Source organism: Collimonas rhizosphaerae, assembly GCF_038896935.1.
GTDB lineage: Bacteria > Pseudomonadota > Gammaproteobacteria > Burkholderiales > Burkholderiaceae_D > Collimonas > Collimonas rhizosphaerae.
In genome coordinates, this window is sequence record NZ_JBANDC010000005.1 from 69,285 (window position 1) to 94,955 (window position 25,671).

Here is a 25,671-nt window from a genome sequence, read left to right on the forward strand (position 1 = left end):
CATTCTGACCTCGTAGCAACTCAAACAGGAAAGAAGGTCAACATGAAAAAGCTCATCGGATTAATCGTGCTCGGCATCACTTTGTGTACCGCGGTCAGCGGTTGCGTGATCGTCCCGGCACGCGGCTATTACGCACCGCATCCCTACTACTATCGCTGATCGGCAATGCGGCGCCGGCAGTATGGCTGAGCCCGCATGCCTTTGACACACAAGAACAATTCCGGAGGTCCCATGAAAACAATCCACAAACTCGTGCTTTCCTTGCTGCTGGTCCCCGCGGTGCTGCCGCTCGCCGCGCAAGCCGACGAACCGGGCCACCACGGCGCATACCTGCATGCGCTGGCTGACCTGCACGCCGCCCGCTGGCTGATCGACCACCGTCCCGGCGACAACTGGCAGATGGGCAGGAACGAACAGCTGGCGCTGGCGGAAATCGACGCGGCAACGCGTGAAATCAGCCAGCTTGCCCAATATGTAGGCAAAGATATTTACCAGGAAGAACGCCCCGACGCCCGCCTCGACCACCGCGGCCGCCTGCACGACGCCATCGACGCACTGGAACGCGCCCGCAACGACACCGGCCAGCGCGAAGACGATCCGCGGGTGCTGGAACTGCAACGGCATGCGATGCATCGCATAGAGGTGGCGAAACGTGCTACCGAGGATGCTGTGCGGGATGCCGGGTATTGAAGACTGGCGCAGCGCCGGCATCAGTCGAGCGCGGCGGTATGTACTCCGTGGTCCGTTAAATGGGGTCAGAGTAATTTTCGCAAAGGACGCGAAAAAAAACTCCGACCCCATTTAACTGCAGTGGTTATAGCTCGTACATGTCCTTTTCGCCATTCATCACCTGCTCGATCAGCTTCCGATTCATGGTCGGGGCCAGCAGCTCGATGAAGGTATACACATAACTGCGTAGATATGCCCCCTGCTTGACTGCCGCCCGCGAAATGTTGGTGCCGAACAGGTGCCCAACCGGAATCGAACGCAAGCCGCCGTCTCGCTCCGGATCGAACGCCATCCCGGCGATAATCCCCACCCCCATGCCCAGCTCGACATAAGTCTTGATGACATCGGCATCAATCGCCTCCAGCAGCACATCCGGCTTCAGGTTGCGCAAAGAAAAGGCATGGTCGATCTTGGTCCGGCCGGTAAACGCACTATCGTAGGTAATCAGCGGAAAAGCAGCGATCTCTTCCAGCGTGATCGCCTTCGATTGCAATAAAGGATGATCCGGCGGCACCACCACCACATGCTCCCACTGGTAACAAGGCAAGGTCACCAGGCCGTCGGCGTTGACGATAGCCTCGGTCGCCAAGGCCAGGTCAGCCTGGTCGTTGCGCACCATGTCGGCAACCTGCTTGGGATTACCTTGCAACAAAGACAACCTGACCTTGGGAAACTTCAAGGTAAACGCCTGCACAACCTTAGGCAGCGCATAACGCGCCTGGGTATGGGTAGTGGCGATCGTGAAACTGCCGCTGTCATGCGCCGCATATTCGTTGCCGATGCGCTTGAGGCCATCGATTTCCTGCATGATCAGTTCGACCGAGCGCAATACCGCCCGCCCCGGCTCCGTCAGTCCGCGGATACGCTTGCCGTGGCGTGTAAAAATATCAACGCCCAGTTCTTCCTCCAGCTCGATGATCGCCTTGGAAACACCCGGCTGCGAGGTATACAATGCCTTCGCAGCCTCGGTAAGGTTGTAGTTCTGGCGCACCGCCTCACGGACAAAACGGAACTGATGGAGATTCATGGATTTTCCTTGGTTTTCTTTATATGAGAATCTATCCGGTCCAACCGGGAAACTTGATAAAAAACAAATCTCGGTACATTTCAAAAAAACAACTGCACCTCGACGCCCCTGCTTCCAGCTCCCGAAAGCAAGCGTATTTGCCGTATTTGCATATATCAAATGCGCATATAAGCAAATAAATAGTCTGTAGTTGGAGATATATGTGAAGTTTATTACGATTCCAGGTGTTTCGTACGAGGTGATATGACTGTTTCTTATGTAGTGAGCGGTTTTGCCGTCGGAGTATTGGTTGGATTGACTGGCGTCGGCGGCGGCTCGCTGATGACGCCTCTGCTCACCTTGCTGTTCGGCATCCATCCAAGTGTCGCGGTTGGCACCGACCTCGCGTTTGCGTCGGTGACCAAGGTCGCCGGCACCGTCGCTCACCGCTCGCGCGGCACCGTGCGCTGGGATATCGTCAAGCTGCTGTCGCTGGGCGCGCTGCCGGCCGCCATCGCCACCGCGCTGGCGCTCAAGTACCTGGGCGGCATCAGCGCCGAAATCGGCCAGGTGATACGCTATTCGATCGCGGGTTCGGTATTGCTGACGGTGATCGCCCTGCTGTTCAAAGGCAAGCTGCAGCATTGGCTGAACGCCCATCCGGAAAAACATTTGCAAGGCAGGAAGCTGACAGCGGCCACGGTTTTTGCAGGACTGGTGCTTGGCGCCCTGGTCACCATGTCGTCGATCGGCGCCGGCGCAGTGGGCGCCACCATCCTGGTGCTGCTGTATCCGCGCCTGTCGCCGGCGGAAGTCGCCGGCACTGACATCGCCTACGCCGTGCCGCTGACCGCGATCGCCGCCCTCGGCCACTGGTGGCTGGGCTCGATCGACTGGAACCTGCTGGGTGCCCTGCTGCTCGGCTCGGTGCCTGGCATCACGCTTGGTTCGCTGGCGGCGCGCGCGGTACCGGAAAAATTCCTGCGCGGCCTGCTGGCGCTGACGCTGACCAGCGTTGCGGTAAAACTGATTTACTAAGTTACGAAAGGATTGCGCCAGCGCAGTCCCTGCATCTATTTATAAAGGCGTGGCCGGTTCATGACGAATTTGGCCGCAACCCATAAGGAAGACGAAGATGTATCGCTACGATCAATACGATCACCTGATAGTCAAGGAACGGGTCGCGCAATACCGCGACCAGGTAAGACGCCGCCTGGCGGATGAGCTGACGGAAGAAGAGTTCCTGCCGCTGCGCCTGCAGAACGGCCTGTACATGCAGCGCCATGCCTACATGCTGCGCATCGCCGTGCCGTATGGCATGCTGTCTTCGCCGCAGGTGCGCATGTTCGCCCACATCGCCCGCAAGTACGACCGCGGCTACGGCCACCTGACCACGCGCCAGAACATCCAGTTCAACTGGATCAACCTGGAACAGTCGCCGGACATCCTGGCCGAGCTGGCCACGGTTGAAATGCATGCGATCCAGACTTCCGGCAACTGCATCCGCAACACGACCTCGGACGAACTGGCCGGCGTCGCCGCCGACGAGATCATCGATCCGCGCCCTTACGCTGAAATGATCCGCGAATGGAGCACCTTCCATCCCGAGTTCGCCTTCCTGCCGCGTAAATTCAAGATCGCCATCAGCGGCGCCGAGCAAGACCGCGCCGCTACCGCCGTGCACGACATCGGCCTGCATGTGGTGAAAAATGCCGAGGGCGAAGTCGGCTTCCGCGTATTGGTCGGCGGCGGCATGGGCCGTACTCCCATCATCGGCAGCGTGATCCGCGAATTCCTGCCGTGGCAGCATGCGCTGACCTACCTGGAAGCGATCCTGCGCGTGTATAACCAGCACGGCCGCCGCGACAACAAGTACAAGGCGCGCATCAAGATCCTGGTGAAAGCCTTGGGCGCCGAGGAATTCGCGCGCCAGGTCGAAGCCGAATGGCTCGACATCAAGGACGGCCCGGCTACGCTGACGGCTGAAGAACTGCAGCGGATCGCCCAGTATTTCACGCCGCCGCCATACGAAACCCTGCCTGCCGGCGACGACGCCTTCGAGGCGCATAAGGCAGACAACAAGGCGTTCGCCAACTGGCTCAAGCGCAACGTCAAGGCGCACAAGGTAAGTGGCTATGCCGCCGTCATCCTCTCGGTCAAGAAAACCGGCGTGCCGCCTGGCGACATCACTGCCGCCCAGCTCGATTTCGTGGCCGACCTGGCCGACCAGTACAGCTTCGGCGAAGTGCGCGTGACGCACGAGCAGAACCTGGTGCTGGCCGACGTCAAGATCAGCGAACTGTTTACAGTGTGGCAGGCAGTCAAGGCGCAAGGACTGGCGACGCCGAACATCGGCCTGCTGACCGACATCATCTGCTGCCCCGGCGGCGATTTCTGCTCGCTGGCCAACGCCAAGTCGATCCCGATCGCGCAAGCCATCGCTGAGAAATTCGACAACCTCGATTTCCAGCATGACATCGGCGACATCGAACTGAATATCTCGGGCTGCATCAATGCCTGCGGCCATCACCACGTCGGCAATATCGGCATCCTCGGCGTCGACAAGGACGGCTCCGAGTGGTACCAGGTTTCCATCGGCGGCGCGCAAGGCAACAACACCAGCATCGGCAAGATCATCGGGCCGTCGTTCTCGGCGCAGCAAATGCCGGTAGTGATCGAGCGCCTGCTGAGCGTGTATGTGCAGCAGCGCACCGAAGAAGAGCTGTTCATCGATACGGTGCAGCGCCTGGGCATCACGCCCTTCAAGGAATTTGTCTACGCCAGCCCGATCCCGACCGGCTACACCCATGGAGAGGACGCCTGTGTCTACTAATATCATCAAGAACCGCAACGTCGTCGCCGACGACTGGAGCGTGCTGCGCCTGAACGAAGGCGACAGCGCCGACAGCGTCAGCATCCCTGCCGGCCGGGTAATCGTGCCGTTCAGCGTCTGGACCGCCCAGCGCGCGCAATTGCTGGAGCGTGCGGAAGTAGGCGTATGGCTGGGCAGCGATGCGCAAGCGGACGTAGTGAAAGACGACCTGGCGCGTTTTTCCCTGATCGCGGTCGACTTCCCCAAATTCACCGACGGCCGCGGCTATTCGATCGCCTATAACCTGCGCACCCGCCTTGGCTACAACGGCGAACTGCGCGCCATCGGCGATGTCTTGCGCGACCAGCTGTTTTACATGCAGCGCGTGGGTTTCAACGCCTTTGCGGTACGCGCCGACAAGGACATCAACGACGCCCTCAAAGGCCTGACCGATTTCTCGGAAAAATACCAGACTTCGTGGGATGAGAAAACGCCGCTGTTCCGCCGCGTGCAGCGCCAAGCCGTGAGCCAGGACTGACCATGAACAGCCCGACCTCATCACTGCCGGAACTGGTCGCCGCCACCAAGGCGACGCTGGAAAAAATCGCCGCCGAATATACGCCGGCGGTGTTCGCTTCCAGCCTAGCGGCCGAAGACATGGTGCTGACCGACCTGATCCTGCGCAACCGGCTGCAGGGCAAGATCGCCATCTTCACCCTGGAAACCGGGCGCCTGCATGCCGAAACGCTGGGTATGCTGGATCGCATCAAGGAAACCTACGGCTACGACGTCACGCCATACCGGCCGCAGCCTGAAGCTGTGGCTGCCTATGTCGAACAGAACGGCTTGAACGCGTTTTACGACAGCATAGAGATGCGCAAGGAATGCTGCCGGATCCGCAAGATCGAACCGCTGAAGCGCGCCCTGGCCGGCAACAAGGCATGGATCACCGGCCAGCGCCGGGCGCAATCGCAGACGCGCGCCGAACTGCATGTGCAGGAACAGGACGAAGCGCACGGCATGGCCAAATTCAATCCGCTGGCCGACTGGTCGGAGGACGATGTCTGGCAATACATCCGCGGCAATAATGTGCCGTACAACCCGCTGCACGACAAAGGTTATCCGTCGATCGGCTGCGAACCCTGCACCCGCGCCATCCAGCCGGGCGAAGACGTGCGCGCCGGCCGCTGGTGGTGGGAAAATCCCGAATCGAAGGAATGCGGCTTGCATGTGGTCGACGGCAAACTGATCCGCATCAAGTCCGCCTCTCAGCCAAACGCCTGAATCATCGCATCTTCAAATGACAAGAACCGACATGAACACAGTTGTTGAAAAATTTTTCCTGGACAAGGCCGCCAACCGCCATCTCGACTGGCTGGAATCGGAAGCGATCCACATCATGCGCGAAGTGGCGGCCGAGTGCAGCAATCCGGCATTGCTGTTTTCGGGCGGCAAGGATTCTGTGGTGCTGTTGCGGATTGCCGAGAAAGCGTTCCGTCCTGGCAAATTCCCTTTCCCGCTGGTGCATATCGACACCGGGCACAATTTTGAAGAAGTCATCACCTTCCGCGACAAGCGCGTTGCCGAGCTGGGTGAACGCCTGATCGTCGGTTCGGTCGAGGATTCGATCAAGCGCGGCACGGTGCGCCTGCGCAATCCGCTGACCGATTCGCGCAATGCCGCGCAAGCCGTGACCCTGCTGGAAACCATTGCCGAACACAAGTTCGACGCCTGCATCGGCGGCGCCCGCCGCGATGAAGAAAAAGCGCGCGCCAAGGAACGCATTTTTTCGTTCCGCGACGAGTTCGGCCAATGGAACCCGAAGGCGCAGCGCCCTGAGCTCTGGGATCTCTACAACACCCGTGTCCATCCAGGCGAAAACATGCGGGTATTCCCGATTTCCAACTGGACCGAGCTGGATGTCTGGCAATACATCGCGCGCGAAAAACTTGAACTGCCGCCGATCTATTTCGCCCACCAGCGCCAGGTGATCCCGCGCAACGGCCTGCTGGTGCCGCTGACCGACCTGACGCCGGCCAGGGAAGGCGAAACCGCGGAACTGCGTGAAGTGCGCTTCCGCACCGTCGGCGACATTTCCTGCACCTGCCCGGTCGCCTCCGACGCGGCTACCGTGGAAGCCATCATCGCCGAAACCGCGGTGACGCAAATCACCGAACGCGGCGCTACCCGGATGGATGACCAGACGTCGGAAGCCTCGATGGAAAAACGCAAAAAAGAAGGATATTTCTGATGAACGCCGTTGTAAACACCGTTGCCAATCCCGTCACCGCCGACAACGCGCCGCTGGAACGCGGCCTGCTGCGTTTCATCACCGCCGGTTCGGTAGATGACGGCAAGAGCACGCTGATCGGCCGCCTGCTGTTCGACAGCAAGGGCATTTTCGCCGACCAGCTCGACGCCATCTCGCGCGCCAAGCACAAACGTACGGTGGGCGACACCATCGACCTGTCGCTGCTGACCGACGGCCTGGAAGCCGAGCGCGAACAAGGCATCACGATCGACGTCGCCTACCGCTATTTCGCCACGCCGAAGCGTAAATTCATCATCGCCGACACCCCGGGCCACGAGCAATACACACGCAACATGGTGACCGGCGCTTCAACCGCGGATGCGGTCATCATCCTGATCGACGTTTCCAAGGTGAAGCTGGGCGACGACGGCAGTGTCGAACTGCTGACCCAGACCAAACGCCATTCGACCATTGCCCACCTGCTGCAGATCGAGCACGTGATCGTCGCCGTCAACAAGATGGACCTGGTGAATTACGACCAGGCCGTGTATGACCGCATCGTTGCCGCCTACCAGGAATTTGCAGCACAGCTGGGCTTGCGCGACGTCCGTCCCATCCCGCTGTCGGCGCTGGCCGGCGACAACGTGGTGGCAGCCGGCGACAACATGCCGTGGAACCAGGGCCCGACCCTGATCGAGCTGCTGGAATCGCTCAGCGTCTACGACGAATCTCACGACGAGCCGTTCCGCTTCCCGGTGCAGCTGGTGGCGCGCCACAACGGCCACGAAGCCAACGACTTCCGCGGCTACATGGGCCGCATCGAAGCCGGCAAGGTGCACAAGGGCGACAAGCTGGTGGTGCAGCCGAGCGGCCAGAGCGCCACGGTGAAAGACATCCTGGTGCTGGAAGGTTCGCTGCCGTCGGCCGTGGTCGGCCAGTCGGTCACCTTGCTGCTGGACGAATACCTGGACATCTCGCGCGGCGACATGCTGACTTCGATCGAACGTGCGCCGGCATTGCTGAAAACCGTCAGCGCCGACCTCTGCTGGCTGTCGGAAGACGCGCTCGACCTGCGCCGCAAGTACTGGATGAAACACAGCACCAAACAGGTCGCGGCGCGCATCTCCAAGGTCGATACGCTGCTCGATATCAACACCCAGGAACGGCGTCCGGCCGAATCGCTCAAGCTGAACGACATCGCCCGCGTCTCGCTCAGCCTGCAGCAAGCCATCGCTGCCGATTCCTACGATGCGATCCGCGCGACCGGCGCTTTCATCCTGATTGATGAAGTTACGCACCAGACCGTGGCTGCCGGCATGATTCGCCTGCAACCCGGACTCGACTGACTGACAGCGACAGATTGGACAGGCAAGCCATGCAAGCTACTCACTCCTCCCGCCAACCTGCCTACGGCAAGGTTTACCTGATCGGCGCCGGCCCCGGCGCGGCCGACCTGATTACCGTGCGCGGCGCCAGGCTGCTGGCGCAGGCCGATGTCGTCTTGCATGACGCGCTGGTCACCGAAGAGATGCTCGCATTGTGCCCGCAAGCGTTGAAGATCGCGGTCGGGAAACGCTGCGGCAAGCTGTCCACCGCGCAGCAGTTCATCAACAAACAGATGATCGACAATGCGCGTAAATACGCAGTGGTAGTCCGTCTGAAGGGCGGCGACCCGATGCTGTTCGGCCGCGCCGATGAAGAACTACGGGCGCTGGAACAGCATGGCATCGCAGTCGAAGTGGTGCCAGGCATCAGTGCCGCGCTGGCGGCAGCGGCAACTTCGCAGCAGCCTTTGACCAAGCGCGGCGTGGCGCGCAGCGTGGCCTTCTTCACCTCGAGCACGGCTCCCGGCGAATCGGATGAAGTCAATATCCCTTCTTGCGACACGCTGGTGCAGTACATGGGCGGGCGTGAAGCGGCGGCTACCGCGCAGCGCCTGCTGGCGCAAGGCCGTGCTGCCTCGACCCCGGTTGTCGTAGTGGAAAACTGCAGCCGCGACAACCAGCGCATCCAGCGCTTGCGGCTGGATCAGCTGGAGTCAGGCTTGCAGCTGTGCGAAGGCCCGGTGCTGGTGATGATAGGCGAGGCTTTGGCAAGCCGCGCCCGGCAAACGCTGGAAACCGGTCGGCAAGACCGGCAGGATGCGGCCTGACGCCGTCAGCGTTCACCGCAGCGGTTTGGCGTGCGCCGGCGAGGCCAGCGCTTTTTGCAGGACCTGGCCGGATTGATCGGCACGCTCTTCAGGCGACAAAACATTGATCCAGCTGACCAGGCCGGCGGCGGCTACGGTCAATACCAGGAATACTGCAACTCTCTTGTTCAAAAATTCCCATTTCATTTCTTGCTCCTTCTTGCTCCTTAGCGGCAGCATCGGCCCGACGTTGCTGCAATGCCGGGAAACTGCCGCATTCAAATAACCAGCCGTCCTGCCGCCAACAGCGGCAGGATCCGGCTTTCAGACTTCGGACTGCAACCGGCGCTCAGCGCCCGTTGAGATTGCGCGCCGCCAGCACGCCGTAGACGCCGACCTGGCGCTCGCCGTGGCCGGCTTCACGCTTGGCGGCATTTTTTGCGTTGCCGGAAAGCGCCGATGCCTGGCTTGGCGTCCAGCCGAAAGTCCAGCTGCTGCCGCTGCTATTGCGATTGTTCGAGCTCATGCCCAGCAGGGTTTTGATAGTCATCATTTCACCTTTTCATGTGCTGCTTCCGATTCGGAAACAAGGTCAGCATGTAAAGCGTGGCGAGGTGCCGGCATTGGCACGGACGACTGCGAAAAGACATTCCGCCAGTCGATTGCAAGCTGTCCAGCCTGGCCAATCGACACCGGAACGGTGGGATGGCTAGACGGGGACAGGCAAACTCACGCCTGCTTTACTATTTTCTGGTGCTAATTTTTTAGTCCGGTAGCGCGGACAACTGGAACAGTCCATTTCACTAACTCCTGGTTATGCCGGCTGCGCCGCGGCAGCATGCCGGGCGCGAGATGCGGTGCGGTCCTGGACAGGACGCGCCGAACGCTGAGGAATGCTTTCCCAGCGTACGCTGCGCACGCTGATTTCCTGCGCCAGGCGGGTGACCAATTGCACCAGTCCGCCGCGTTCCCGCACCGAGCACATCACTTCGACCGTGATGCTGGTCAGATGCGCTTGTATCGCAGGCTCGCTGCCCTGGTAAGTCACGTCATACGCCGACAGCAGCCGCCGCATCAGCTCTTCGAGCTTGGCCACTTCCGAACTGCGGCAAGTGGTCACGATACGGTATGGCAAAGCTGTCTCGCCGCTGTCGCCGGACGCAGCAAAACGGCGCTTGTTGAAAAATGCATGCAGTTTATCGAATGGCATGGCGATCTCCTTCCCACTTCCGTCAGCCGCGCTGCCAGGCGCATTGCCGCGGCCAGCGTCAAGCCTGTGCGCCTGAAGCAAGCACATGGCCAGACACAGCCGTACGCAATCCGCCGGATGGCGGCACGAAAAACGGTCTTGCAAAAAAACGGATGGGAGTATCGCTGCGGCATGGCTTGCCGCGATACTACAGCTCGCATATAGCACAAGCTGTAGCGGAGGGAGGTCTGCTAAGGGTTATGCGCTATGTGCCGGGCTGAGGGCCCATCCATGTCTACTACTAGAACAACTGTCCAAGATATGGACCTCCATGTGATGCAATGCGGGGATTATATTTCCGGCTAGCTATTCTGTCAAGTAAAAACCCTTTACTTTCGCCACAAAATATGTATTGCCGAACCATCACACCGATGACGGCCGGCGTTCGGCAGAATTAATAGGAACTGATTTTCAGCACCCGCAAAGTATGCAGGACCGATCCGTGCCGGCAATCCAGCACCCGCAAGCGCCGCTCCAGGTCCTGGTGATCCCGGGACGCCGCAAGATAAGCCTGTTCCGAATCTGCTGCGCCGTCGCCCGACGCAGCCAGCTTTTGTACCAGGCGCTGCAATTTACCATTAGAAAATATATTAGAAAACGCCATATCGAACTCCCAGCGGCGAGCCTAAAAATCGGAGGCTCCGTAACCGATTGCCATGGCTGTAGAATAGGTCCGCCCAGGTTTTTCTTAAAGCCGTATTAACTATCCCCAATATAAGTTTTTTTAACATGAAAACACGACTGCCACCGCTCAAGCCGCTGCGCGTATTTGAAGCCGTTGTACGGACCGGCAGCCTGACGCTGGCGGCCGCCGAGCTGCACCTGACGCACAGCGCGGTGAGCCAGCAGATCAAGCTGCTGGAACAGCATTTCGACCAGACCCTGTTTGTCAGGGGCCAGCGCGGCGTCGAGCCGACGGCGGCGGCGCGGATATTTTTTGCCGACGTCAAAGCCGGCCTCGACCGCATCGCGCTGGCGGGCGAACAGCTGCTCAATACCGGCAAGGTGCGCATCATCCGCGTCAGCTGCACGCCATCCATGGCGATGCGCTGGCTGATTCCGCGGCTGTCCTCGTTCCAGATAGAAAACCCGCGTGTCGAAATCCGCGTCACCACCTCGACCGTCGCCGTCGACGCCATCAAGGAACCGTTCGATGTGCTGATACGGCGCAGTCCCATGCATCGCGCTGAGTACGAGTGCATACGCTTCCTGGACGACGTGCTGACGCCGGTAGCGTCGCCGCGTTACCTGCAGCAGCACCGCTTCAAGGCGCCGGCCGACCTGCTGCAGGCATCGCTGCTGCACCTGTCGAGCCGCTCGGAAAGCTGGACGCGCTGGTTCAGCGCAGTCGGCGTGGCGGTCAAGGGCCAGCTTCCCGGCCAGATCTATGAACATTTCTTTTTAAGTTTGCAGGCAGCGCTGACCGATCTTGGGGTAGCGCTGGGATCGCTGGCCCTGATCGAGGACGATCTCGCACATGGCAGCCTGTTGCCGCTGTTCCCTGACCTGCTGCTGCGCGACAAAGGATTCCACTTGCTGTTCCGCCCCGGCGGCCAGGATCCGGTGCTGGCGAATTTTATCGGCTGGCTGCAAACGAAGGGACAGCAGACCTGCGCCAGCATTACCCAGGCGGCAGAGTAGAAAGGCAGTAACGGACGATGGCGTCCTGTACGTCGGATTGTTCGCCTACCGCCTGCGCCACCGTGATGGCCAGTTGCGGATGCTGCTGGCGGGCCTGTGCGATCAATGCCGGCAAGTCGCGCCGCACATGGCCGCCCTGCCCCAGGAATACCGGCACCACGCTGGCTTCGCTGACGCCGGCGGCAACCAGCTGCTGCAGCAGCTGCGGCAGGTCGGGCTGCATCAATTCAAGGAAAGCCAGCTTGACCAGCAGCTGCGGCCGCTGGCGCTGGATCAGCTGCCGCAGGGACTCGAACGGCGCGGCCCAGCTGGGATCGCGGGCGCCGTGGGCGAACAGGATAAGCGCCTGGCGAGGTGTGGAATGAGAGGCAGACTGAGACATGGTTCACCCTATCTTCAAGCAAGGTGTGGCGTCAGTTTCGCTCGATCTTCCACAAGGCGCCGATGGCGATCAGCAGGAAGATGGTGCTGGGCAAGGCCGCGGTGAAAAAAGGCGGCCATGTGTTGAGTAAACCGAGATGCGAAAACAGCGTATTGACCAGCTGGAAACTGACGCCGATCATGATGCCGGTAAAGATCTTCAGGCTGACGCCGCCGGTGCGGAAATGCAGGTAGGCGAACGGCAGGGCCAGCGCCATCATCACGAAGACCGACAAGGGGTACACCAGCTTTTTCCAGAACGCGATGTCGTAGCGCTCGGTGTGCTGGTTGTTTTCCGCCAGATGCTGGGAATAAGACCACAGGTTGTAAGCCGACATATGGTCCGGGTCGGCAAACAGGACCGACAGGATTTCCGGCGTGATTTCCGACACCAGCTCCTTGTTCGGGAATTTCTTGGTAGCGATCGAACTGGTGATGTCCTCAGTCGAGGTGCCGTTGACAAAATCGGTCTGCACCACGTCTTCCATGTTCCAGGTGTGCTGGCCCTTGTAGTCAGCGTGGCCGGCCAGGATCAGGGCCGTCATGTGCAGGTTGCGGTCGAATTCGTAAAGCTTGACGCCGATCAGCCGGCCGTCCGGGCGGATTTCGCCGATATTGATGAAGCGCGAGCCGACGATGTCGCCGCTGGTGCCGCCGGTCCGTATTACATCCTTGCTCCACAAGCCGGTCTTGAATTTCTGCGAGATCGACGAGCCCTTGGCCTCCAGCTTCACCTTCTCGGCAAACTCGGCGCTCTTGGGCGACACGAATTCCCCGATCAATACCGTGGCGACCACAAACAGCAAGCCGATCTTGACCAGGATCCTGGCGGTCATCATGGTCGACATGCTGGAGACGCGCATGATGGTGAATTCGGAACGCGCGGCGAATTGCGACAAGGTATAGATGGTGCCGATCAGGGCCGCAATCGGCATCAGCTCATAGGCGTAGCCCGGCAAGCCAAGCACGACGAAAAAGAAGGCGTGCTGCAATTTATAGCCGCCGCGGCCGACCGACGGCAGCTCGTTCATCAAGTCGAAGAAGGCGAACAGCGCCAGGAACGCCGCCAGCGTGAACAGGACGGACCGGACTATCTCGGAAGTGAAATAACGCTGCAGGACTTTCATGTTGCCGCCGTTTTCTTGATCGTTTTTTTGTTTTTAAGCAGGCGTGCGTGCTTGACAGCGGACCACATGACCAGAGGGTGGCAGCGGCTATTGACATTGAGCCGCCACAGGAACAGCAAAGCGATGATGGCCAGCACCACCAGGTGCATCGGCCACCAGCCGACGCCGAACGACATGCGTCCCTGCACTACCGCGGCCTGGAAGATATTGGTCACGTTGCTGTAGGTAATGAACAGCAGCAGCGCGATCAGCAGGCTGGCCGAACGCCCTACCCGCGGATTGACAAAACTCAGCGGTATCGCCAGCAGCATCAGGCATAGCGCCATCAGCGGCAGCGACAGGCGCCACAGCAGCTCGCCCATGTTGAAGCCGTTGCGGTCTTTCAGCAGGTCGCCGGTGGGCAAGGCGCGCGCCGACTTGTCGCCATTGACCGCTTGCGAATTGCTGGCCACCAGCACGCCGTATCGCTCGAACTCCATGACCCGGAACTCGTTCTGGCTGGAGAGGACGTCATAGCGCCGCCCTTTCGACAGGATCAGGAACTTGTCGCCGTTCTTGTCCAGCTCGACATTGCCTTCCTTGGCCACCACGATGCTGTTCTTGCCGTCCTGCTGGGTATTGACGAAGACATTCTTGACCTTGCTGGCGTCGCCGGTCAGCCCTTCGACGAAGTAGATGCGGTTGGCCGACGCCGATTCCTGGAACTTGCCGGGCGAAACCCGGGAAATGTCTTCACGCTTCTCGAAGCGTTCGCGGTATTGCGCGCTCTCGCTGTTGGCCCACGGCGTCGCCACAAAACTGAGGAAAGTGGTCAGGACGATGATCGGCAGGCCGAACCACAGCACCGGCTGGATCCAGCGCACCAGGCTCTGGCCGGAAGCGAACCAGACCACCATTTCCGAATCCTGGTAGCTGCGCGTGACCACCAGCAGCACCGAGATATAGCCGGTCAGGATCAGCAGGATCGGCATGTAGTTCAGGGACTGGAAACCGATCAGCGCGACCACGTCCTGGGACGCAATCTGTCCTCCGGCTGCTTGTCCCAGAATCTTGATCAGCATCACCGTGATGATAATTGTGAAGAGCGTAGTGAAAACTGCACCGGCGGTGCTAATTAATTCGCGTCGTAGTGCGCGCTGAAAGATCATTGGGGAATATAATTGCGGATCAAAAAAAGGAGTAAGTGATGGACTTTAGCATAAAAACCATTGACGCAAAAACCTCAATTGCCTCTCTGAAAGCCGGCTGTATCGCAGTCGGGATCTATGAAAACAAGAAACTCTCGCCACAAGCGCAAGCTCTTGACAAATCTGGTGAAATCACTGCTGCACTAAAGTCCGGAGATATTTCCGGTAAACCAGGCTCCACCCTGCTGCTGCGCAAAGTCGCCGGCGTCGCCGCCGAACGCGTGCTGCTGATCGGCCTTGGCGCGGACGGCGAGCTGAACGACAAGGTGACGTCGATGGCGGCCCTGTGCGTGGCGCGCGTCCTGGCGACGCTGGGCGGCGCCGACGCCCTGCTGGCGCTGCCGTTTGACGCCGTCAAGGAACGCGACCTGGCATGGGCCATCCGCAGCAGCATCCTGGTGCTGCGCGACAACAGCTATCGCTCGGACACCCTGAAAAGTAAAAAAGAGACAACATCCGGCATCAAGAAGGTCGCCTTCCTGGTCGCCGCCGCCAAAGCCGCTGTCGCCAAGGACGCCCTGGCGCAAGGCGTGGCGCTGGCCAACGGCATCGACCTGACCAAGGAACTGGGCAACCTGCCCGGCAATGTCTGCACCCCGACTTACCTCGCCAACACAGCCAAGAAACTGGCCAAGGAATTCAAGCTGTCGGTCGAAGTACTCGACCGCAAGCAGCTGGAAGCCCTGAAAATGGGCAGTTTCCTGTCGGTTGCACGCGGCGGCGGCGAAGCGCCGAAGTTCATCATCGTCAAGCACCTGGGCGGCAAGGCCAAGGATGCGCCGACCGTGCTGGTCGGCAAGGGCATCACCTTCGACACCGGCGGCATCTCGCTCAAGGGCGGCGCCGGCATGGATGAGATGAAATACGACATGTGCGGCGCCGGTTCGGTGCTGGGCACCATCCGCGCCATCGCCGAGCTGAAGCTGAAGCTGAACGTGATCGGCGTCATTCCTGCGACTGAGAACATGCCGTCCGGCACCGCCACCAAGCCGGGCGACATCGTCACTTCGATGTCGGGCCAGACCATCGAGATCCTCAACACCGACGCCGAAGGCCGCCTGGTGCTGTGCGATGCGCTGACCTACGTAGAGCGCTTCAAGCCGGCAGCCGTGGTCGATATCGCGACGCTGACCGGCGCTTGCGTCACTTCGCTCGGCCACCACAATTCCGGCCTGTTCACGCGTCACGACAGCGCGCATGACGCCCTGGCGGAAGAGTTGCTGAGCGCCGGCAAGGCGACCGGCGACACCGCATGGCGCATGCCGATCGAAGACGGCTACCAGGAACAGCTGAAGTCGAATTTCGCCGACATGGCGAATATCGGCGGCCCGGCCGGCGGCAGCATCACCGCAGCCTGTTTCCTGGAGCGCTACACCAAGAAATACACCTGGGCCCACCTGGATATCGCCGGCACGGCATGGAAAAGCGGCGCAGCCAAGGGTGCAACCGGTCGCCCGGTCGCCCTGCTGACCACGTTCCTGATGAACCGCGCCGCCGCAGCCAAGTAATCAGTACCTGGCATGGCAAACGGGGTGCCGGCAGCAATGCCGGCACCCCGTTTTTATTTCCGCACCCGGATTGCTTAACCCAGCGTCGCGATCACCGGCGCATGGTCCGACGGCTGTTCCCATTTGCGCGGCGCCCGGTCGATGACGCAGGCCGTGCACTGCGCGGCCAACGGCGGCGACAGCAGGATATGGTCGATGCGCATGCCGCGGTTCAGGCGGAATCCCATCTGCCGGTAATCCCACCAGCTGAACAGTTTCTCCGGCTGTTCGAACATGCGGAAAGCATCGGTCAGCTCCAGCCCCAGCAAGCGGACGAAAGCGGCGCGCTCGGGCGGCGACACCAGGTTTTGCCCGACCCAGGCGGCAGGATCGTGGACATCGCGGTCTTCCGGGGCGATATTGTAGTCGCCCATCAAGGCCAGCTTCGGATGCTGCCTGCATTCGTCCTGCAGCCAGTCGTGCAAGGCATCCAGCCACTGCAGCTTGTATTGGTATTTTTCCGATTCGAGCGACTGGCCGTTGGGGATATAGGCGCAGACAATCCGCATGCCGTCTATGGTGGCGGCGATGATGCGCTGCTGCAGGTCTTCATAGCGCGGATTGTTCTTGACCACATCGGTGATCGGATGGCGCGACAGGATGGCCACGCCGTTATAGGTCTTCTGGCCGCTGAACGCCACGTGGTAGCCGGCCGCCTCGATTTCCGCCGCGGGAAATTTGTCGTCGGTCAGCTTGGTTTCCTGCAGGGCCAATACGTCGACCGGGTTATCGGCCAGCCATTGCAGCACTTGCGGCAGGCGGACTTTGAGAGAGTTAACGTTCCAGGTCGCAATTTTTTGCATTATTTCCAGATCCTTGTTTGATTAACGACGATGTTACCGCAAGCCGGCAATGATGTAGAGCCATAAGATTTTCTTTAGCCTTGCCGAAATTATTCTCGCTTGTGGATAATCCGCCAACAGGGGATATTTCCGTCTTCACAAGACTTCATGCGATATCCGCAAAAAACCATGAGCATATTGAAACTACTGTCCTTTTCAGCCTGTATTCTCGCCGCCGGCAACTGTGCCGCCGCCAACCTCGACCAGTCCGGCATCAAGGCCACCGTAGACAGCGCCATCCAGCCGCTGATGCAAAGCTACGGCATTCCGGGCATGGCGGTCGCCGTCACCATCGATGGCCAGAATTATTTCTATAACTATGGCGTAGCGTCGAAGGAAACCCGGCAACCCGTTACCAGCAAGACGCTCTTTGAAATCGGCTCTCTGAGCAAGACATTCACGGCGACGCTGGCTTCTTACGCCCAGGTCGAAGGCAAGCTGTCGTTAAGCGACAGCGCCAGCCAATACCTGCCGTCCCTGCGCGGCAGCAGCTTTGACAATATCAGCCTGCTGAACCTGGGAACGCACACCGCCGGCGGCCTGCCGCTGCAAGTCCCGGACAATATCGGCAATACCGAGCAGCTCATGGATTATTTCAAGCATTGGCAGCCGGCCCATGCCGCCGGCACATACAGGAAATATTCAAATCCGAGCATCGGGTTGCTCGGCATGATTGCCGCCAAGAGCATGGATATGTCTTTTGAGGACGCGGTTGAAAAGAAGCTCTTCCCCGAATTGGGAATGACGCACAGCTATATCAATGTGCCAGCCGGCCAGATGCAGGATTATGCGCAAGGCTACACCGTAAAAGATGTCCCGGCCAGGGTGAATCCAGGCGTGCTGGCGTCTGAAGCCTACGGAGTGAAATCCGGTTCGGCCGACTTGATCCGCTTCATCGGCGCCAACATGCAGGCAATCAAGCTGGAAGCGAAATTGCAGCGCGCGATCACCGGCACGCATACGGGATATTTCGGCTCGGGAGAATTTACGCAGGACCTGATCTGGGAACAATATCCCTATCCGTTAGAACTGAAGCAGCTGTTGGCGGGCAACGCCACCACCTCCCTCTACGACGAATTGCCAGCTGCGAAGCTAAGCCCTCCGCTGCCTCCGCAAGCAGATGTGCTGATCAACAAAACCGGCTCCACCAATGGCTTTTCAGGCTACGTGGCTTTTGTGCCGGCCAAAAAGATCGGCATCGTGATCCTGGCGAACAAATCCTATCCCATCGACCAGCGCGTCACTGCGGCATACCGGATATTGACCCGGCTAGATAACGAGGCCGCATCGAAAAATTGATTGTCAGCCGCAAAGGAATCGAACCGGATGGCGCTGGCGGCGCGGCGGCGCGGCGGCGCAATTCCGGCCGCGCCAACTTTGCTCCCAAGAAAGCCCTGGAATCCGGTAATATTCTCGTATCGATTTGTCATCAGGCATATCAGAGTCAATCTACCAGAGACCACATGCGAATTGCCAAACTACCTGCCAGGCTTTCCCTCTGCTTGCTGGCCCTGACCCTCGCAGCCTGCTGCCGGACCAGCCAGACCACTTGCGACGCAACCACGTCGAGTACCGAAGCCGGCAGCACCGACGGCAGCGGCAGCAAGGTCCGTTTCAACCAGCCTGGCGCCATCGCCGTCGATGCCGGCGGCAACCTGTTCGTAGCCGATACGGCCAACAACACCGTCCGCAAGATCACCGCCGCCGGCGATGCGAGCACGCTGGCCGGCAGCGCCGGCAATAGCGGCAGCAGCGACGGCAACGGCAGCCTGGCGCGCTTCAACCAGCCGGGCGGCATCGCTGTCGATGCAGCCGGCAACCTGTACCTGGCCGACACCCAGAACCATACGATCCGCATGGTCACCAGCGCCGGCTTGGTGACCACCATCGCCGGCCGCGCCGGCCAGGCCGGGCAGGATGACGGCACGGCGGGCAACGCACGCTTCAACCAGCCTTGGGGCGTGACGCGCGATGCCGCCGGCAATCTCTACGTGACCGATACCGGCAACGCCACGGTGCGCAAGATCACCGCGGCGGGCGTGGTGACGACGCTGGCGGGCAGCGCCGGCAATCAAGGAAGCTCGGACGGCGCCGGCACCCGTGCGCAATTCAACCTGCCGCGCGGCATCGCTCTCGACAGCGCAAGCAACCCCGCAGCTAACCTCGCAGTTAATATTTATATCGCCGATACCGGCAACAACACGATCCGCAAGATTGACCAGAACGGCGTCGTCAGCACCTTGGCCGGAACCGCAGGCAGCTCAGGCAGCGATGACGGCAGCGGGCAGCGCGCCCGTTTCAGCCAGCCGTACGGCCTTGCAATAGACAGCTCCGGCAACATCCGCATCAGCGACAACGGCAACCAGCTGATCCGCACCGTGTCCGTGACCGGCGTGGCCAGCACTCTGGCCGGCGCGGCCGGAACCGCGGGCGACGCCAGCGGCAGCGGCAGCAAGGCCAGCTTCAACCAGCCCAAGGGTGTCGCTGCCGATGCAGCCAACAACATCTATGTCGCCGATACCGGCAACAACCTGATCCGCAAAGTGACGACCGATGGCCAGGTCAGCACCTTGTTCAGCAGCGGCAGTTCTTCATCCTGCCTGTGCCTTTTCAAGTTCTAGCGCACAGCCCGCCGGCAACGCCTGCCTTGCCTGGATAACAAGCCCCGCGGGCGGCGTCTGCCGCCCCTGCTCCTCTCCGCGTACAAATCGCAACAAACGCGATAAGCCTGTTGACATTGCCCCGGCCCCATCTGTAGTATGCATATACATGGATGCATATGCATCAAAAAGGACTGCCCATGATGAAAAACGAATGCAGCTGCACGACGCTGCGCCAGCTGACGCGCAAGATGACCAATATCTACGATCACTATCTTGCCGCCGACGAACTCACCATCAGCCAGTACTCATTGCTGGCAAGGATCGGCAAATACGGTCCGATCGGGGTAATCCCGCTGGCGCACAACATGGGCATGGACCGCAGCACCATGAGCCGCACGCTCAAGCCCCTGATCAGCGCCGGCTGGATCGAGACCGTCGACCTGCCGCTGGAGATGCTGACCGACAAGCGCTCCTTCGGCGTCCGCCTGAGCGCGGAAGGCGGACGCAAGTGGCGGCAGTCCAAACCCAACTGGCGCAAGGCGCAAGATGTCATCAATACGATATTGGGCGACCAGACCCATCATGCGCTGATGAACCTGGTCGATGATGCAAACGTGAAATTCGAACAAAGCGAAAACGCCATTTTATGAACCAGACCATACAAGCCATCATGTCGCGCACACGTTTCAGCTACGTGTGGATCATCGTCGGCATCACTTTCCTCGTATTGCTGGCCGCCGCCGGCATCCGCGCCACGCCGTCGGTCATGATCCTGCCGCTGGAACATGAATTCGGCTGGAGCGTCACCACCATCTCTTTCGTCATTTCAGTCAACATCGCGCTGTACGGCCTGATCGGGCCGTTCTCGGCGGCCGCCATGCAGCGCTACGGCATCCGCCCTATCGTGCTGGGGGCGCTGGTGCTGCTGGCGGTCGGCACCTTCGTCAGCACCTTCATGACCATGCCCTGGCATATGGTGCTGGCCTGGGGCATCCTGGTGGGAGCCGGCAGCGGCGTCGCCGCCAATACGCTGGCGGCCACCATCGTCAGCCGCTGGTTCGAAACCCGGCGCGGACTGGCGATGGGCTTGCTGACCGCCAGCTCGGCCACCGGCCAGATGGTGTTCCTGCCCTTGATGGCGTACATGGTTGAACATTTCGGCTGGCGCTCGGTAGCCATCCTGGTGGCCAGCGTAGCGGCGCTGGCGATCCCGCTGGTGGCGGTGTTCCTGCCGGAACGGCCGCAGGACATCGGCATGAAGCGCTACGGCCAGTTTGAAGAGCTGCCGCCGGACACGGCCAGCAAATCCAAGAATCCTTTGTCCATCGCCTTCGAAGCCTTGGGGAAAGCGGTGAAAATCCGCGACTTCTGGCTGCTGTTCTTCAGCTTCTTCATTTGCGGCATGAGCACCAACGGTTACATCGGTTCGCATTTCATCGCCATGTGCGGCGACTACGGCATTTCCGCCGTCGGCGGCGCCAGCATCCTCGCCACCATGGGCCTGCTCGACCTGTTCGGCACCACCATGTCAGGCTGGCTGTCGGACCGTTTCAATGCCCGCGTGCTGCTGTTCTGGTATTACGGCCTGCGCGGCATTGCGCTGATTTTCCTGCCGCACGCCTTCGGCCTCAGTTATTTCGGGCTGCCGGTCTTCGCACTGTTTTACGGCCTCGACTGGATCGCCACCGTGCCGCCGACGGTGCGCCTGGCCAACGATGTATTCGGCCGGCTGGCCGCGCCTATCGTGTTCGGCTGGATCGTCGCCGGCCACCAGCTGGGCGCCGCCAGCGCCACCATGCTGGCCGGCTCGCTGCGCAACAGCCTGGGCAGCTACACCTTGTCGTCGGTATTGATGGGCGCGGCTTGCATCGTCGCCGCGGTGATGGTGTTGCGCATCAAGGGCCACCATGCCGGCGGCGACCTGATACCGGCCATGCCTGTAACGAATCGTTAAGAGCTCCCTGCTTCTTTCCTTCGCCAGGGAAAGAAGCAGGGTAGTTGCCCCAGGCACGCCACTGCTGCCAACACACTTGAACAAATTACGATATCAAGCGCTTTCCTGCCGCTTACAAACCGTTTTGTAACTTAGCCCTGCCATTGCCATTCAGCATCCACAAATAGTTACAATCCGAAACCAAACGTTACCTCACTGCAAGAACCTGCACACTAGAATCGGTATAAATCATATATACAAAGACATTCTGTGCTGCGTACCATAATTCATGCAAGAAAGAGGGCCATATGGGTAGTCGTTTCAACAACCTGACGGTCGTCGAACGCGAGGCCCCTCAGAGGATATTCCGGGAGGAAGATTTGCATCCGCAACTCTTCGCAGTGACCCGGACCGACCGCGCAAAACTGAACGGCCATGCTGCCAAGGTCATATGGCTCACCGGCCTGTCCGGTTCAGGCAAATCGACTATCGCCAATGCCCTTGCGATGGAATTGCACGCAATGGGCAGGCATTCCTACATCCTCGACGGCGATAACGTCCGCGCGGGGTTAAACAGGGACCTGGGATTTTCCGACGCCTGCCGCGCCGAAAACATGCGCCGCATATCCGAAGTCGCCAAACTGATGATGGATGCAGGACTGATCGTTATCACCGCGTTCATTTCGCCGTTTCACAAGGAACGGGAAATGGCCAGGGAGCTGATTGGCGACGCCGATTTTATCGAGGTATATATCAACACACCGCTGGCTGTGTGCGAGCAAAGAGACCCAAAAGGCTTGTACCGGAAAACAAGGTCAGGGCAGTTGAAGAACATGACCGGCATCGACAGTCCCTACGAAGCTCCAGAACACCCAACCGCAGTTATTGACTGCGGCGCCACCACGGTTGAGGCGGGAGTCGGCCTCCTCCTCAACCTGCTTGATCGATCGTCGAAATGATTAATCCGCATTCAATCCGGGAGGACGGCAATCCTCCCGTCATCATCCATTACCACATCTTCAAGAATGCAGGCAGCAGTCTGGATCTGGCGCTGCAGCAGCATTTCGGAAATCAATGGACGACCTACGAAGGCAGTCACGCGCACGATCTGAGAACGAGCGCGGACATAGGCAAGTTCCTGAAAGCCAATCCAGCGATAAGAGCGCTGTCCAGCCATCTGGCGCGGCCGCCGCTGCCGCATGGCAATGCGCTGCCCATCGTTTTCTTGAGGAATCCGCTGTTACGGGCTCGCTCAGTGTACGAATTTACCCGCAAGGATCCGGGGCAGCCATTCAGGGAAGCAACGACAGGTACTTTTGCAGACTACCTTGACTGGGCTTTATCCGGCGCGCCGGGCGGCGTCGTGATTCGCAACTACCAGGTCATCCATCTGTCTTCAGCGTCCTTTGCCGACCAAGGCATACTCGCTGCGCAGGCAAGCGATGCAGACCTGCTGGAAGCACAGGCGCTCCTGCAAAGCTGGAAAGCGATAGGCATAGTCGAGAAATACGCACAATCGCTCGAGGTTATCGAGCATGCATATCGCCAGGTTTTCCCGCAGCTGGCGCTGCAACCGGAACACGTCAATCGCTCAGACACGTCAAGCCAGGAAGATAGCATCAGGGATGAAATCGGCGAACGCCTGTATCTGGAGTTCAACCGGCAAAACCAATTGGACAACCAGCTGTATCGATACGCCACGGAGAGACTTGCAGATTTGTGCGCTGCCTACGAGGTAGGTCAAGCGTATGAAGCTGCGTAGCCGGCAAAGGCGCAGCCTGCAGGTTCCTTGAATCAGCCGTGGCCTGGCCTGGCCTGCACGGCCCTCACGATGTCGTCGGTCATTTGCCGCGAATTCATGATGACCGTGTGGATGGTGGGCAGCAGCTGCACCGGTATTTCCCCCAGCTGTACTTCCTTGACCGACAGGATGCCGTCGTTCGGCTCGTCGCCGAACGGCATCCAGTTGCCGCGCGGCCCCTTGGTGCCGGCATACACGCGCAACGGGATATCCGGAACCGGCAAGGTATCCATGAAATCCTGGCGCGCCAGCAACTGCCCCATCTCGCCGGTCAGCAACCTGAACAGGCGCCACTGCGCCAGCTTCATGGCGTAGCTGGAAGCCTTGGTCGGCGGCGCCAGGAACACGCCCAGTTCCGGCTGCCGCGCCAGGTGCGGCAATGCGGCCCGCGTCAAGACACAGCCGAGCGAATGGCCGATGACGATGAAGCGCTGGTCGCCGGTGCGCGCCGCAATGAATTTGCGCAAGCGTTCGACGCAGGGCTGCCAGCGCTCAAAGGCGGCCGAATAGGCAAACAGATGGGTTGTCATGCCGGCCGCGCGCAGACGTTTGGCGAGCAGCAGCATCGATACCGGCGTGCGCCCCATGCCATGCACCAGGATGGCGTGTACGCCGGCGCTACCGGGCCGTTGGGCGTCCATGGCTGCGGCTAATCTTTCTTTTGCAGCTGCTTTTCAAAAGCGACATCCAGCTTGCTGATGCGCTTCGGTTTTTGCGGCCCGTAAGCGTTGACGAACTTGACGAAATCATCCAGCTCCAGCGCTTCGCTCAAGCGGATCGGCGCTTCGAAGCCGGCGTTCTGCGTCAGGTAAAACAATTCCTCCGCGGTCCTCACCATCGAATAGCGTACATCGGTGCTGCGGGCATTGAGACGTTCGACCGCCGCCGTGGCTCGGGTTGATCTCATTGCGTTCTCCTGGTATTTGACATCTGTTCCAACATTCCTTCGTCTACAGTTCGCGCTGGCTGGCGAAATGGCGGCGCCGTCCGTCCAGCGGATCGGCGAAAGCGATTTCGCGCGCCAGCAGTTTCAAGGGCGCCGACAAGTCGTCGCCCTTGCATGGATGGGCGTCGGGATAAAAGGCATCGTTGATGATCGGTATCCCCAATGCTGCCATATGCACGCGCAGCTGATGTTTCTTGCCGGTCAGCGGCTGCAGCCGGTAAAGGCTGCAGCTCGCGCGCTGCTCGATCAGCTCGATGCGGGTTTCCGAATTAGGCTCGCCGTCCACTTCCTGCATCCGGAAAAAAGGCGTGCCGTCCACCATGCGGCTGCGGTAGACCAGAGGCAGCGCCAGGTCCGGCGCGGTCGGCGCCAGCGCCTCGTAGGTCTTCTCGACCAGCCGTTGCTGGAACAGCGACTGGTAGGCGCCGCGGCTGGCCATGTCGTGCGAAAAGATCACGACGCCGGCGGTTTCCCGATCTAGCCTGTGGATCGGCGTCAGGTCGGCCAGCCCGGTCTTTTTTTTCAGGCGCACCAGCAAGGTCTCGTGCAGGAAACGCCCGCTCGGAATCACCGGCAGGAAATGCGGCTTGTCGGCCACCAGTATCCGCTCATCCTGGTACAGGATGATTTCTTCAAACGGGATCGGCGTTTCGGCCGGCAATTCGCGATAATAAAAAATGCGGGCGCCGCGCCGGTAAGGACTGTCCGGCGCCAGCCGCGCGCCGTCGCCGTCGACCACCTCGCCGCGCGCCATGCGCGCCACCCAGGTGGCGCTGCCGACAGCCGGGAATCGCTGTTCCAGGAAACTCAGCAAATCAGGCCATTCGCCCGCCGGCAGCCACAGATAGCTTGGTGCAACGCCATCGACCACCGGCAGCGGCTGGCGTTGCGGCGCCATCACAGTACCCGTTGCCAATAACCGACGTCGATCCAGCGATCGAATTTCTTGCCGACCTGGGCGAAATGCGCCACCTTTTCGTAGCCCATTTTTTCGTGCAAGGCGACGCTGGCGGCATTCGGCAAGGCGATGCCGCCGATCACCACATGCACCGGCAATTTCTGCAGCTCGGCGATCAAGGCCCGGTACAGCGCGCTGCCGAGCCCCTTGCCGGCAGCGTCAGGCGACAGGTATACCGAAGTCTCCACCGCATGCTGGTATGCCGCGCGCGTACGCCATTTGGTGGCATAGGCGTAGCCGAGGATCTGTTCGTTTTCGACGCATACCAGCCACGGGAAGCTGGCGGTGATATCCAGGATGCGATGTTTTATCTGCTCGGGCGTCACCGGTTCGGTTTCAAAACTGATGAAGGTATCGCGGATGTAAGGATTGTAAATGTCGCAAATGGCGGCGGCATCGGCAATGGCGGCCGGACGGATTGTATGGGTCATGGCAAAAAACTCAGCTTATACGGGTGAATGCACAATCATACCGCGCAATCGCCCGTG

General features: G+C 60.2%; 29 protein-coding genes. 16 read left to right on the forward strand and 13 right to left on the reverse strand.

What is annotated here, in order from left to right:
- Positions 1–231 precede the first annotated feature (231 nt).
- Positions 232–690, forward strand: coding sequence for a hypothetical protein (locus tag V8G57_RS08480; RefSeq protein ID WP_342828988.1), 459 nt, complete (start codon positions 232–234; stop codon positions 688–690).
- Positions 691–814: 124 nt separating this feature from the next.
- Here V8G57_RS08480 and V8G57_RS08485 read toward each other — a convergent pair whose 3' ends face one another.
- Entirely contained in the window at positions 815–1,756 is a 942-nt protein-coding gene (locus V8G57_RS08485) for a CysB family HTH-type transcriptional regulator (protein WP_092397478.1), read from the reverse strand.
- Between the two features lie 243 nt (positions 1,757–1,999).
- Here V8G57_RS08485 and V8G57_RS08490 point away from each other — a divergent pair, with 243 nt between their 5' ends.
- The 7 genes from V8G57_RS08490 (at position 2,000) to cobA (ending at position 8,950) form a co-directional block, all read left to right on the forward strand.
- Entirely contained in the window at positions 2,000–2,773 is a 774-nt protein-coding gene (locus V8G57_RS08490; RefSeq protein WP_342828989.1) for a sulfite exporter TauE/SafE family protein, read from the forward strand.
- A 97-nt stretch (positions 2,774–2,870) separates the two neighbouring features.
- Entirely contained in the window at positions 2,871–4,568 is a 1,698-nt protein-coding gene (locus V8G57_RS08495) for a nitrite/sulfite reductase (protein WP_342828990.1), read from the forward strand.
- On the forward strand, positions 4,543–5,085 hold the full coding sequence (locus V8G57_RS08500; RefSeq protein ID WP_342828991.1) for a DUF934 domain-containing protein: 543 nt from the start codon (positions 4,543–4,545) through the stop codon (positions 5,083–5,085). The genes V8G57_RS08495 and V8G57_RS08500 overlap by 26 nt, the downstream gene beginning before the upstream one ends.
- Before the next feature lie 2 nt (positions 5,086–5,087).
- Positions 5,088–5,831: a phosphoadenylyl-sulfate reductase gene (locus V8G57_RS08505; RefSeq protein WP_342828992.1), complete on the forward strand. Its 744-nt coding sequence runs from the start codon at positions 5,088–5,090 to the stop codon at positions 5,829–5,831.
- Between the two features lie 31 nt (positions 5,832–5,862).
- Positions 5,863–6,798, forward strand: coding sequence for a sulfate adenylyltransferase subunit CysD (gene cysD / locus V8G57_RS08510; RefSeq protein ID WP_092397468.1), 936 nt, complete (start codon positions 5,863–5,865; stop codon positions 6,796–6,798).
- Entirely contained in the window at positions 6,798–8,144 is a 1,347-nt protein-coding gene (locus tag V8G57_RS08515; protein WP_342828993.1) for a sulfate adenylyltransferase subunit 1, read from the forward strand. The genes cysD and V8G57_RS08515 overlap by 1 nt, the downstream gene beginning before the upstream one ends.
- A 29-nt stretch (positions 8,145–8,173) precedes the next feature.
- The gene (cobA, locus tag V8G57_RS08520) at positions 8,174–8,950 is read left to right on the forward strand and encodes a uroporphyrinogen-III C-methyltransferase (protein ID WP_092397464.1); all 777 of its coding nucleotides are present in this window, start codon (positions 8,174–8,176) and stop codon (positions 8,948–8,950) included.
- Positions 8,951–8,962: 12 nt separating this feature from the next.
- Here cobA and V8G57_RS08525 read toward each other — a convergent pair whose 3' ends face one another.
- From V8G57_RS08525 to V8G57_RS08540, 4 genes are all read right to left on the reverse strand, one after another.
- Positions 8,963–9,136, reverse strand: a complete 174-nt coding sequence (locus V8G57_RS08525) for a hypothetical protein (protein ID WP_342828994.1) — start codon at positions 9,134–9,136, stop codon at positions 8,963–8,965.
- 142 nt (positions 9,137–9,278) lie between these two features.
- A complete protein-coding gene (locus V8G57_RS08530) occupies positions 9,279–9,482 on the reverse strand; it encodes a hypothetical protein (RefSeq protein ID WP_342828995.1) in 204 nt (67 codons plus the stop codon).
- 261 nt (positions 9,483–9,743) lie between these two features.
- Entirely contained in the window at positions 9,744–10,139 is a 396-nt protein-coding gene (locus V8G57_RS08535) for a hypothetical protein (protein ID WP_144738913.1), read from the reverse strand.
- A 433-nt stretch (positions 10,140–10,572) separates the two neighbouring features.
- A complete protein-coding gene (locus tag V8G57_RS08540; protein ID WP_342828996.1) occupies positions 10,573–10,782 on the reverse strand; it encodes a DUF3563 family protein in 210 nt (69 codons plus the stop codon).
- Between the two features lie 125 nt (positions 10,783–10,907).
- On the opposite strand from V8G57_RS08540, the gene V8G57_RS08545 reads away from it, so the two are divergent.
- Positions 10,908–11,819: a LysR substrate-binding domain-containing protein gene (locus V8G57_RS08545; RefSeq protein ID WP_342828997.1), complete on the forward strand. Its 912-nt coding sequence runs from the start codon at positions 10,908–10,910 to the stop codon at positions 11,817–11,819.
- Here V8G57_RS08545 and V8G57_RS08550 read toward each other — a convergent pair.
- Genes V8G57_RS08550 through lptF form a run of 3 tightly spaced genes read right to left on the reverse strand, consistent with a single transcriptional unit; the run spans position 11,800 to position 14,514 of the window.
- A complete protein-coding gene (locus V8G57_RS08550; protein ID WP_342828999.1) occupies positions 11,800–12,201 on the reverse strand; it encodes a sirohydrochlorin chelatase in 402 nt (133 codons plus the stop codon). The genes V8G57_RS08545 and V8G57_RS08550 overlap by 20 nt on opposite strands.
- A 31-nt stretch (positions 12,202–12,232) precedes the next feature.
- Positions 12,233–13,366 carry an LPS export ABC transporter permease LptG gene (gene lptG / locus V8G57_RS08555; protein WP_342829000.1) on the reverse strand — a complete coding sequence of 378 codons (1,134 nt, stop codon included), beginning with the start codon at positions 13,364–13,366 and terminating at the stop codon, positions 12,233–12,235.
- Positions 13,363–14,514 (reverse strand): LPS export ABC transporter permease LptF, encoded by a 1,152-nt coding sequence (lptF, locus tag V8G57_RS08560; protein WP_092397452.1) that lies wholly within the window; start codon positions 14,512–14,514, stop codon positions 13,363–13,365. The genes lptG and lptF overlap by 4 nt, the downstream gene beginning before the upstream one ends.
- Positions 14,515–14,552: 38 nt before the next feature.
- On the opposite strand from lptF, the gene V8G57_RS08565 reads away from it, so the two are divergent.
- Positions 14,553–16,061: a leucyl aminopeptidase gene (locus V8G57_RS08565; RefSeq protein WP_342829001.1), complete on the forward strand. Its 1,509-nt coding sequence runs from the start codon at positions 14,553–14,555 to the stop codon at positions 16,059–16,061.
- Positions 16,062–16,135: 74 nt separating this feature from the next.
- Here the strand turns inward: V8G57_RS08565 and xth are convergent, their stop codons facing one another.
- Positions 16,136–16,903, reverse strand: coding sequence for an exodeoxyribonuclease III (gene xth / locus V8G57_RS08570; RefSeq protein ID WP_342829002.1), 768 nt, complete (start codon positions 16,901–16,903; stop codon positions 16,136–16,138).
- Positions 16,904–17,050: 147 nt separating this feature from the next.
- Here xth and ampC point away from each other — a divergent pair, with 147 nt between their 5' ends.
- From ampC to V8G57_RS08600, 6 genes are all read left to right on the forward strand, one after another.
- Positions 17,051–18,241 (forward strand): class C beta-lactamase, encoded by a 1,191-nt coding sequence (ampC, locus tag V8G57_RS08575; RefSeq protein ID WP_342829003.1) that lies wholly within the window; start codon positions 17,051–17,053, stop codon positions 18,239–18,241.
- A gap of 164 nt (positions 18,242–18,405) precedes the next feature.
- Complete coding sequence (locus V8G57_RS08580; protein WP_342829004.1) at positions 18,406–19,563, forward strand: NHL repeat-containing protein; 1,158 nt, start codon at positions 18,406–18,408, stop codon at positions 19,561–19,563.
- A 179-nt stretch (positions 19,564–19,742) separates the two neighbouring features.
- The gene (locus V8G57_RS08585) at positions 19,743–20,195 is read left to right on the forward strand and encodes a MarR family winged helix-turn-helix transcriptional regulator (RefSeq protein WP_342829005.1); all 453 of its coding nucleotides are present in this window, start codon (positions 19,743–19,745) and stop codon (positions 20,193–20,195) included.
- Entirely contained in the window at positions 20,192–21,499 is a 1,308-nt protein-coding gene (locus V8G57_RS08590) for an MFS transporter (protein ID WP_092397422.1), read from the forward strand. The genes V8G57_RS08585 and V8G57_RS08590 overlap by 4 nt, the downstream gene beginning before the upstream one ends.
- A 287-nt stretch (positions 21,500–21,786) precedes the next feature.
- The gene (gene cysC, locus V8G57_RS08595) at positions 21,787–22,437 is read left to right on the forward strand and encodes an adenylyl-sulfate kinase (protein WP_425458251.1); all 651 of its coding nucleotides are present in this window, start codon (positions 21,787–21,789) and stop codon (positions 22,435–22,437) included.
- The gene (locus V8G57_RS08600) at positions 22,434–23,240 is read left to right on the forward strand and encodes a hypothetical protein (protein WP_342829007.1); all 807 of its coding nucleotides are present in this window, start codon (positions 22,434–22,436) and stop codon (positions 23,238–23,240) included. The genes cysC and V8G57_RS08600 overlap by 4 nt, the downstream gene beginning before the upstream one ends.
- A gap of 32 nt (positions 23,241–23,272) precedes the next feature.
- Here the strand turns inward: V8G57_RS08600 and V8G57_RS08605 are convergent, their stop codons facing one another.
- Genes V8G57_RS08605 through V8G57_RS08620 form a run of 4 tightly spaced genes read right to left on the reverse strand, consistent with a single transcriptional unit; the run spans position 23,273 to position 25,614 of the window.
- Positions 23,273–23,920, reverse strand: a complete 648-nt coding sequence (locus V8G57_RS08605; RefSeq protein WP_342829008.1) for an esterase/lipase family protein — start codon at positions 23,918–23,920, stop codon at positions 23,273–23,275.
- A gap of 8 nt (positions 23,921–23,928) precedes the next feature.
- Positions 23,929–24,186, reverse strand: a complete 258-nt coding sequence (locus V8G57_RS08610; RefSeq protein WP_092397414.1) for a hypothetical protein — start codon at positions 24,184–24,186, stop codon at positions 23,929–23,931.
- 43 nt (positions 24,187–24,229) lie between these two features.
- The gene (locus V8G57_RS08615; RefSeq protein WP_342829224.1) at positions 24,230–25,123 is read right to left on the reverse strand and encodes an RluA family pseudouridine synthase; all 894 of its coding nucleotides are present in this window, start codon (positions 25,121–25,123) and stop codon (positions 24,230–24,232) included.
- Positions 25,123–25,614, reverse strand: a complete 492-nt coding sequence (locus tag V8G57_RS08620; protein WP_342829009.1) for an arsinothricin resistance N-acetyltransferase ArsN1 family B — start codon at positions 25,612–25,614, stop codon at positions 25,123–25,125. Before V8G57_RS08620 ends, V8G57_RS08615 begins: the two co-directional genes overlap by 1 nt.
- Positions 25,615–25,671: the final 57 nt, after the last annotated feature.

Bases quoted from the DNA above. Each gene is read 5' to 3' on its own strand.
- V8G57_RS08480 (WP_342828988.1), top strand. From the start codon at position 232: ATGAAAACAATCCACAAACTCGTGCTTTCCTTGCTGCTGGTCCCCGCG.
- V8G57_RS08485 (WP_092397478.1), bottom strand. From the start codon at position 1,756: ATGAATCTCCATCAGTTCCGTTTTGTCCGTGAGGCGGTGCGCCAGAAC.
- V8G57_RS08490 (WP_342828989.1), top strand. From the start codon at position 2,000: ATGACTGTTTCTTATGTAGTGAGCGGTTTTGCCGTCGGAGTATTGGTT.
- V8G57_RS08495 (WP_342828990.1), top strand. From the start codon at position 2,871: ATGTATCGCTACGATCAATACGATCACCTGATAGTCAAGGAACGGGTC.
- V8G57_RS08500 (WP_342828991.1), top strand. From the start codon at position 4,543: ATGGAGAGGACGCCTGTGTCTACTAATATCATCAAGAACCGCAACGTC.
- V8G57_RS08505 (WP_342828992.1), top strand. From the start codon at position 5,088: ATGAACAGCCCGACCTCATCACTGCCGGAACTGGTCGCCGCCACCAAG.
- cysD (WP_092397468.1), top strand. From the start codon at position 5,863: ATGAACACAGTTGTTGAAAAATTTTTCCTGGACAAGGCCGCCAACCGC.
- V8G57_RS08515 (WP_342828993.1), top strand. From the start codon at position 6,798: ATGAACGCCGTTGTAAACACCGTTGCCAATCCCGTCACCGCCGACAAC.
- cobA (WP_092397464.1), top strand. From the start codon at position 8,174: ATGCAAGCTACTCACTCCTCCCGCCAACCTGCCTACGGCAAGGTTTAC.
- V8G57_RS08525 (WP_342828994.1), bottom strand. From the start codon at position 9,136: ATGAAATGGGAATTTTTGAACAAGAGAGTTGCAGTATTCCTGGTATTG.
- V8G57_RS08530 (WP_342828995.1), bottom strand. From the start codon at position 9,482: ATGATGACTATCAAAACCCTGCTGGGCATGAGCTCGAACAATCGCAAT.
- V8G57_RS08535 (WP_144738913.1), bottom strand. From the start codon at position 10,139: ATGCCATTCGATAAACTGCATGCATTTTTCAACAAGCGCCGTTTTGCT.
- V8G57_RS08540 (WP_342828996.1), bottom strand. From the start codon at position 10,782: ATGGCGTTTTCTAATATATTTTCTAATGGTAAATTGCAGCGCCTGGTA.
- V8G57_RS08545 (WP_342828997.1), top strand. From the start codon at position 10,908: ATGAAAACACGACTGCCACCGCTCAAGCCGCTGCGCGTATTTGAAGCC.
- V8G57_RS08550 (WP_342828999.1), bottom strand. From the start codon at position 12,201: ATGTCTCAGTCTGCCTCTCATTCCACACCTCGCCAGGCGCTTATCCTG.
- lptG (WP_342829000.1), bottom strand. From the start codon at position 13,366: ATGAAAGTCCTGCAGCGTTATTTCACTTCCGAGATAGTCCGGTCCGTC.
- lptF (WP_092397452.1), bottom strand. From the start codon at position 14,514: ATGATCTTTCAGCGCGCACTACGACGCGAATTAATTAGCACCGCCGGT.
- V8G57_RS08565 (WP_342829001.1), top strand. From the start codon at position 14,553: ATGGACTTTAGCATAAAAACCATTGACGCAAAAACCTCAATTGCCTCT.
- xth (WP_342829002.1), bottom strand. From the start codon at position 16,903: ATGCAAAAAATTGCGACCTGGAACGTTAACTCTCTCAAAGTCCGCCTG.
- ampC (WP_342829003.1), top strand. From the start codon at position 17,051: ATGCGATATCCGCAAAAAACCATGAGCATATTGAAACTACTGTCCTTT.
- V8G57_RS08580 (WP_342829004.1), top strand. From the start codon at position 18,406: ATGCGAATTGCCAAACTACCTGCCAGGCTTTCCCTCTGCTTGCTGGCC.
- V8G57_RS08585 (WP_342829005.1), top strand. From the start codon at position 19,743: ATGATGAAAAACGAATGCAGCTGCACGACGCTGCGCCAGCTGACGCGC.
- V8G57_RS08590 (WP_092397422.1), top strand. From the start codon at position 20,192: ATGAACCAGACCATACAAGCCATCATGTCGCGCACACGTTTCAGCTAC.
- cysC (WP_425458251.1), top strand. From the start codon at position 21,787: ATGGGTAGTCGTTTCAACAACCTGACGGTCGTCGAACGCGAGGCCCCT.
- V8G57_RS08600 (WP_342829007.1), top strand. From the start codon at position 22,434: ATGATTAATCCGCATTCAATCCGGGAGGACGGCAATCCTCCCGTCATC.
- V8G57_RS08605 (WP_342829008.1), bottom strand. From the start codon at position 23,920: ATGGACGCCCAACGGCCCGGTAGCGCCGGCGTACACGCCATCCTGGTG.
- V8G57_RS08610 (WP_092397414.1), bottom strand. From the start codon at position 24,186: ATGAGATCAACCCGAGCCACGGCGGCGGTCGAACGTCTCAATGCCCGC.
- V8G57_RS08615 (WP_342829224.1), bottom strand. From the start codon at position 25,123: ATGGCGCCGCAACGCCAGCCGCTGCCGGTGGTCGATGGCGTTGCACCA.
- V8G57_RS08620 (WP_342829009.1), bottom strand. From the start codon at position 25,614: ATGACCCATACAATCCGTCCGGCCGCCATTGCCGATGCCGCCGCCATT.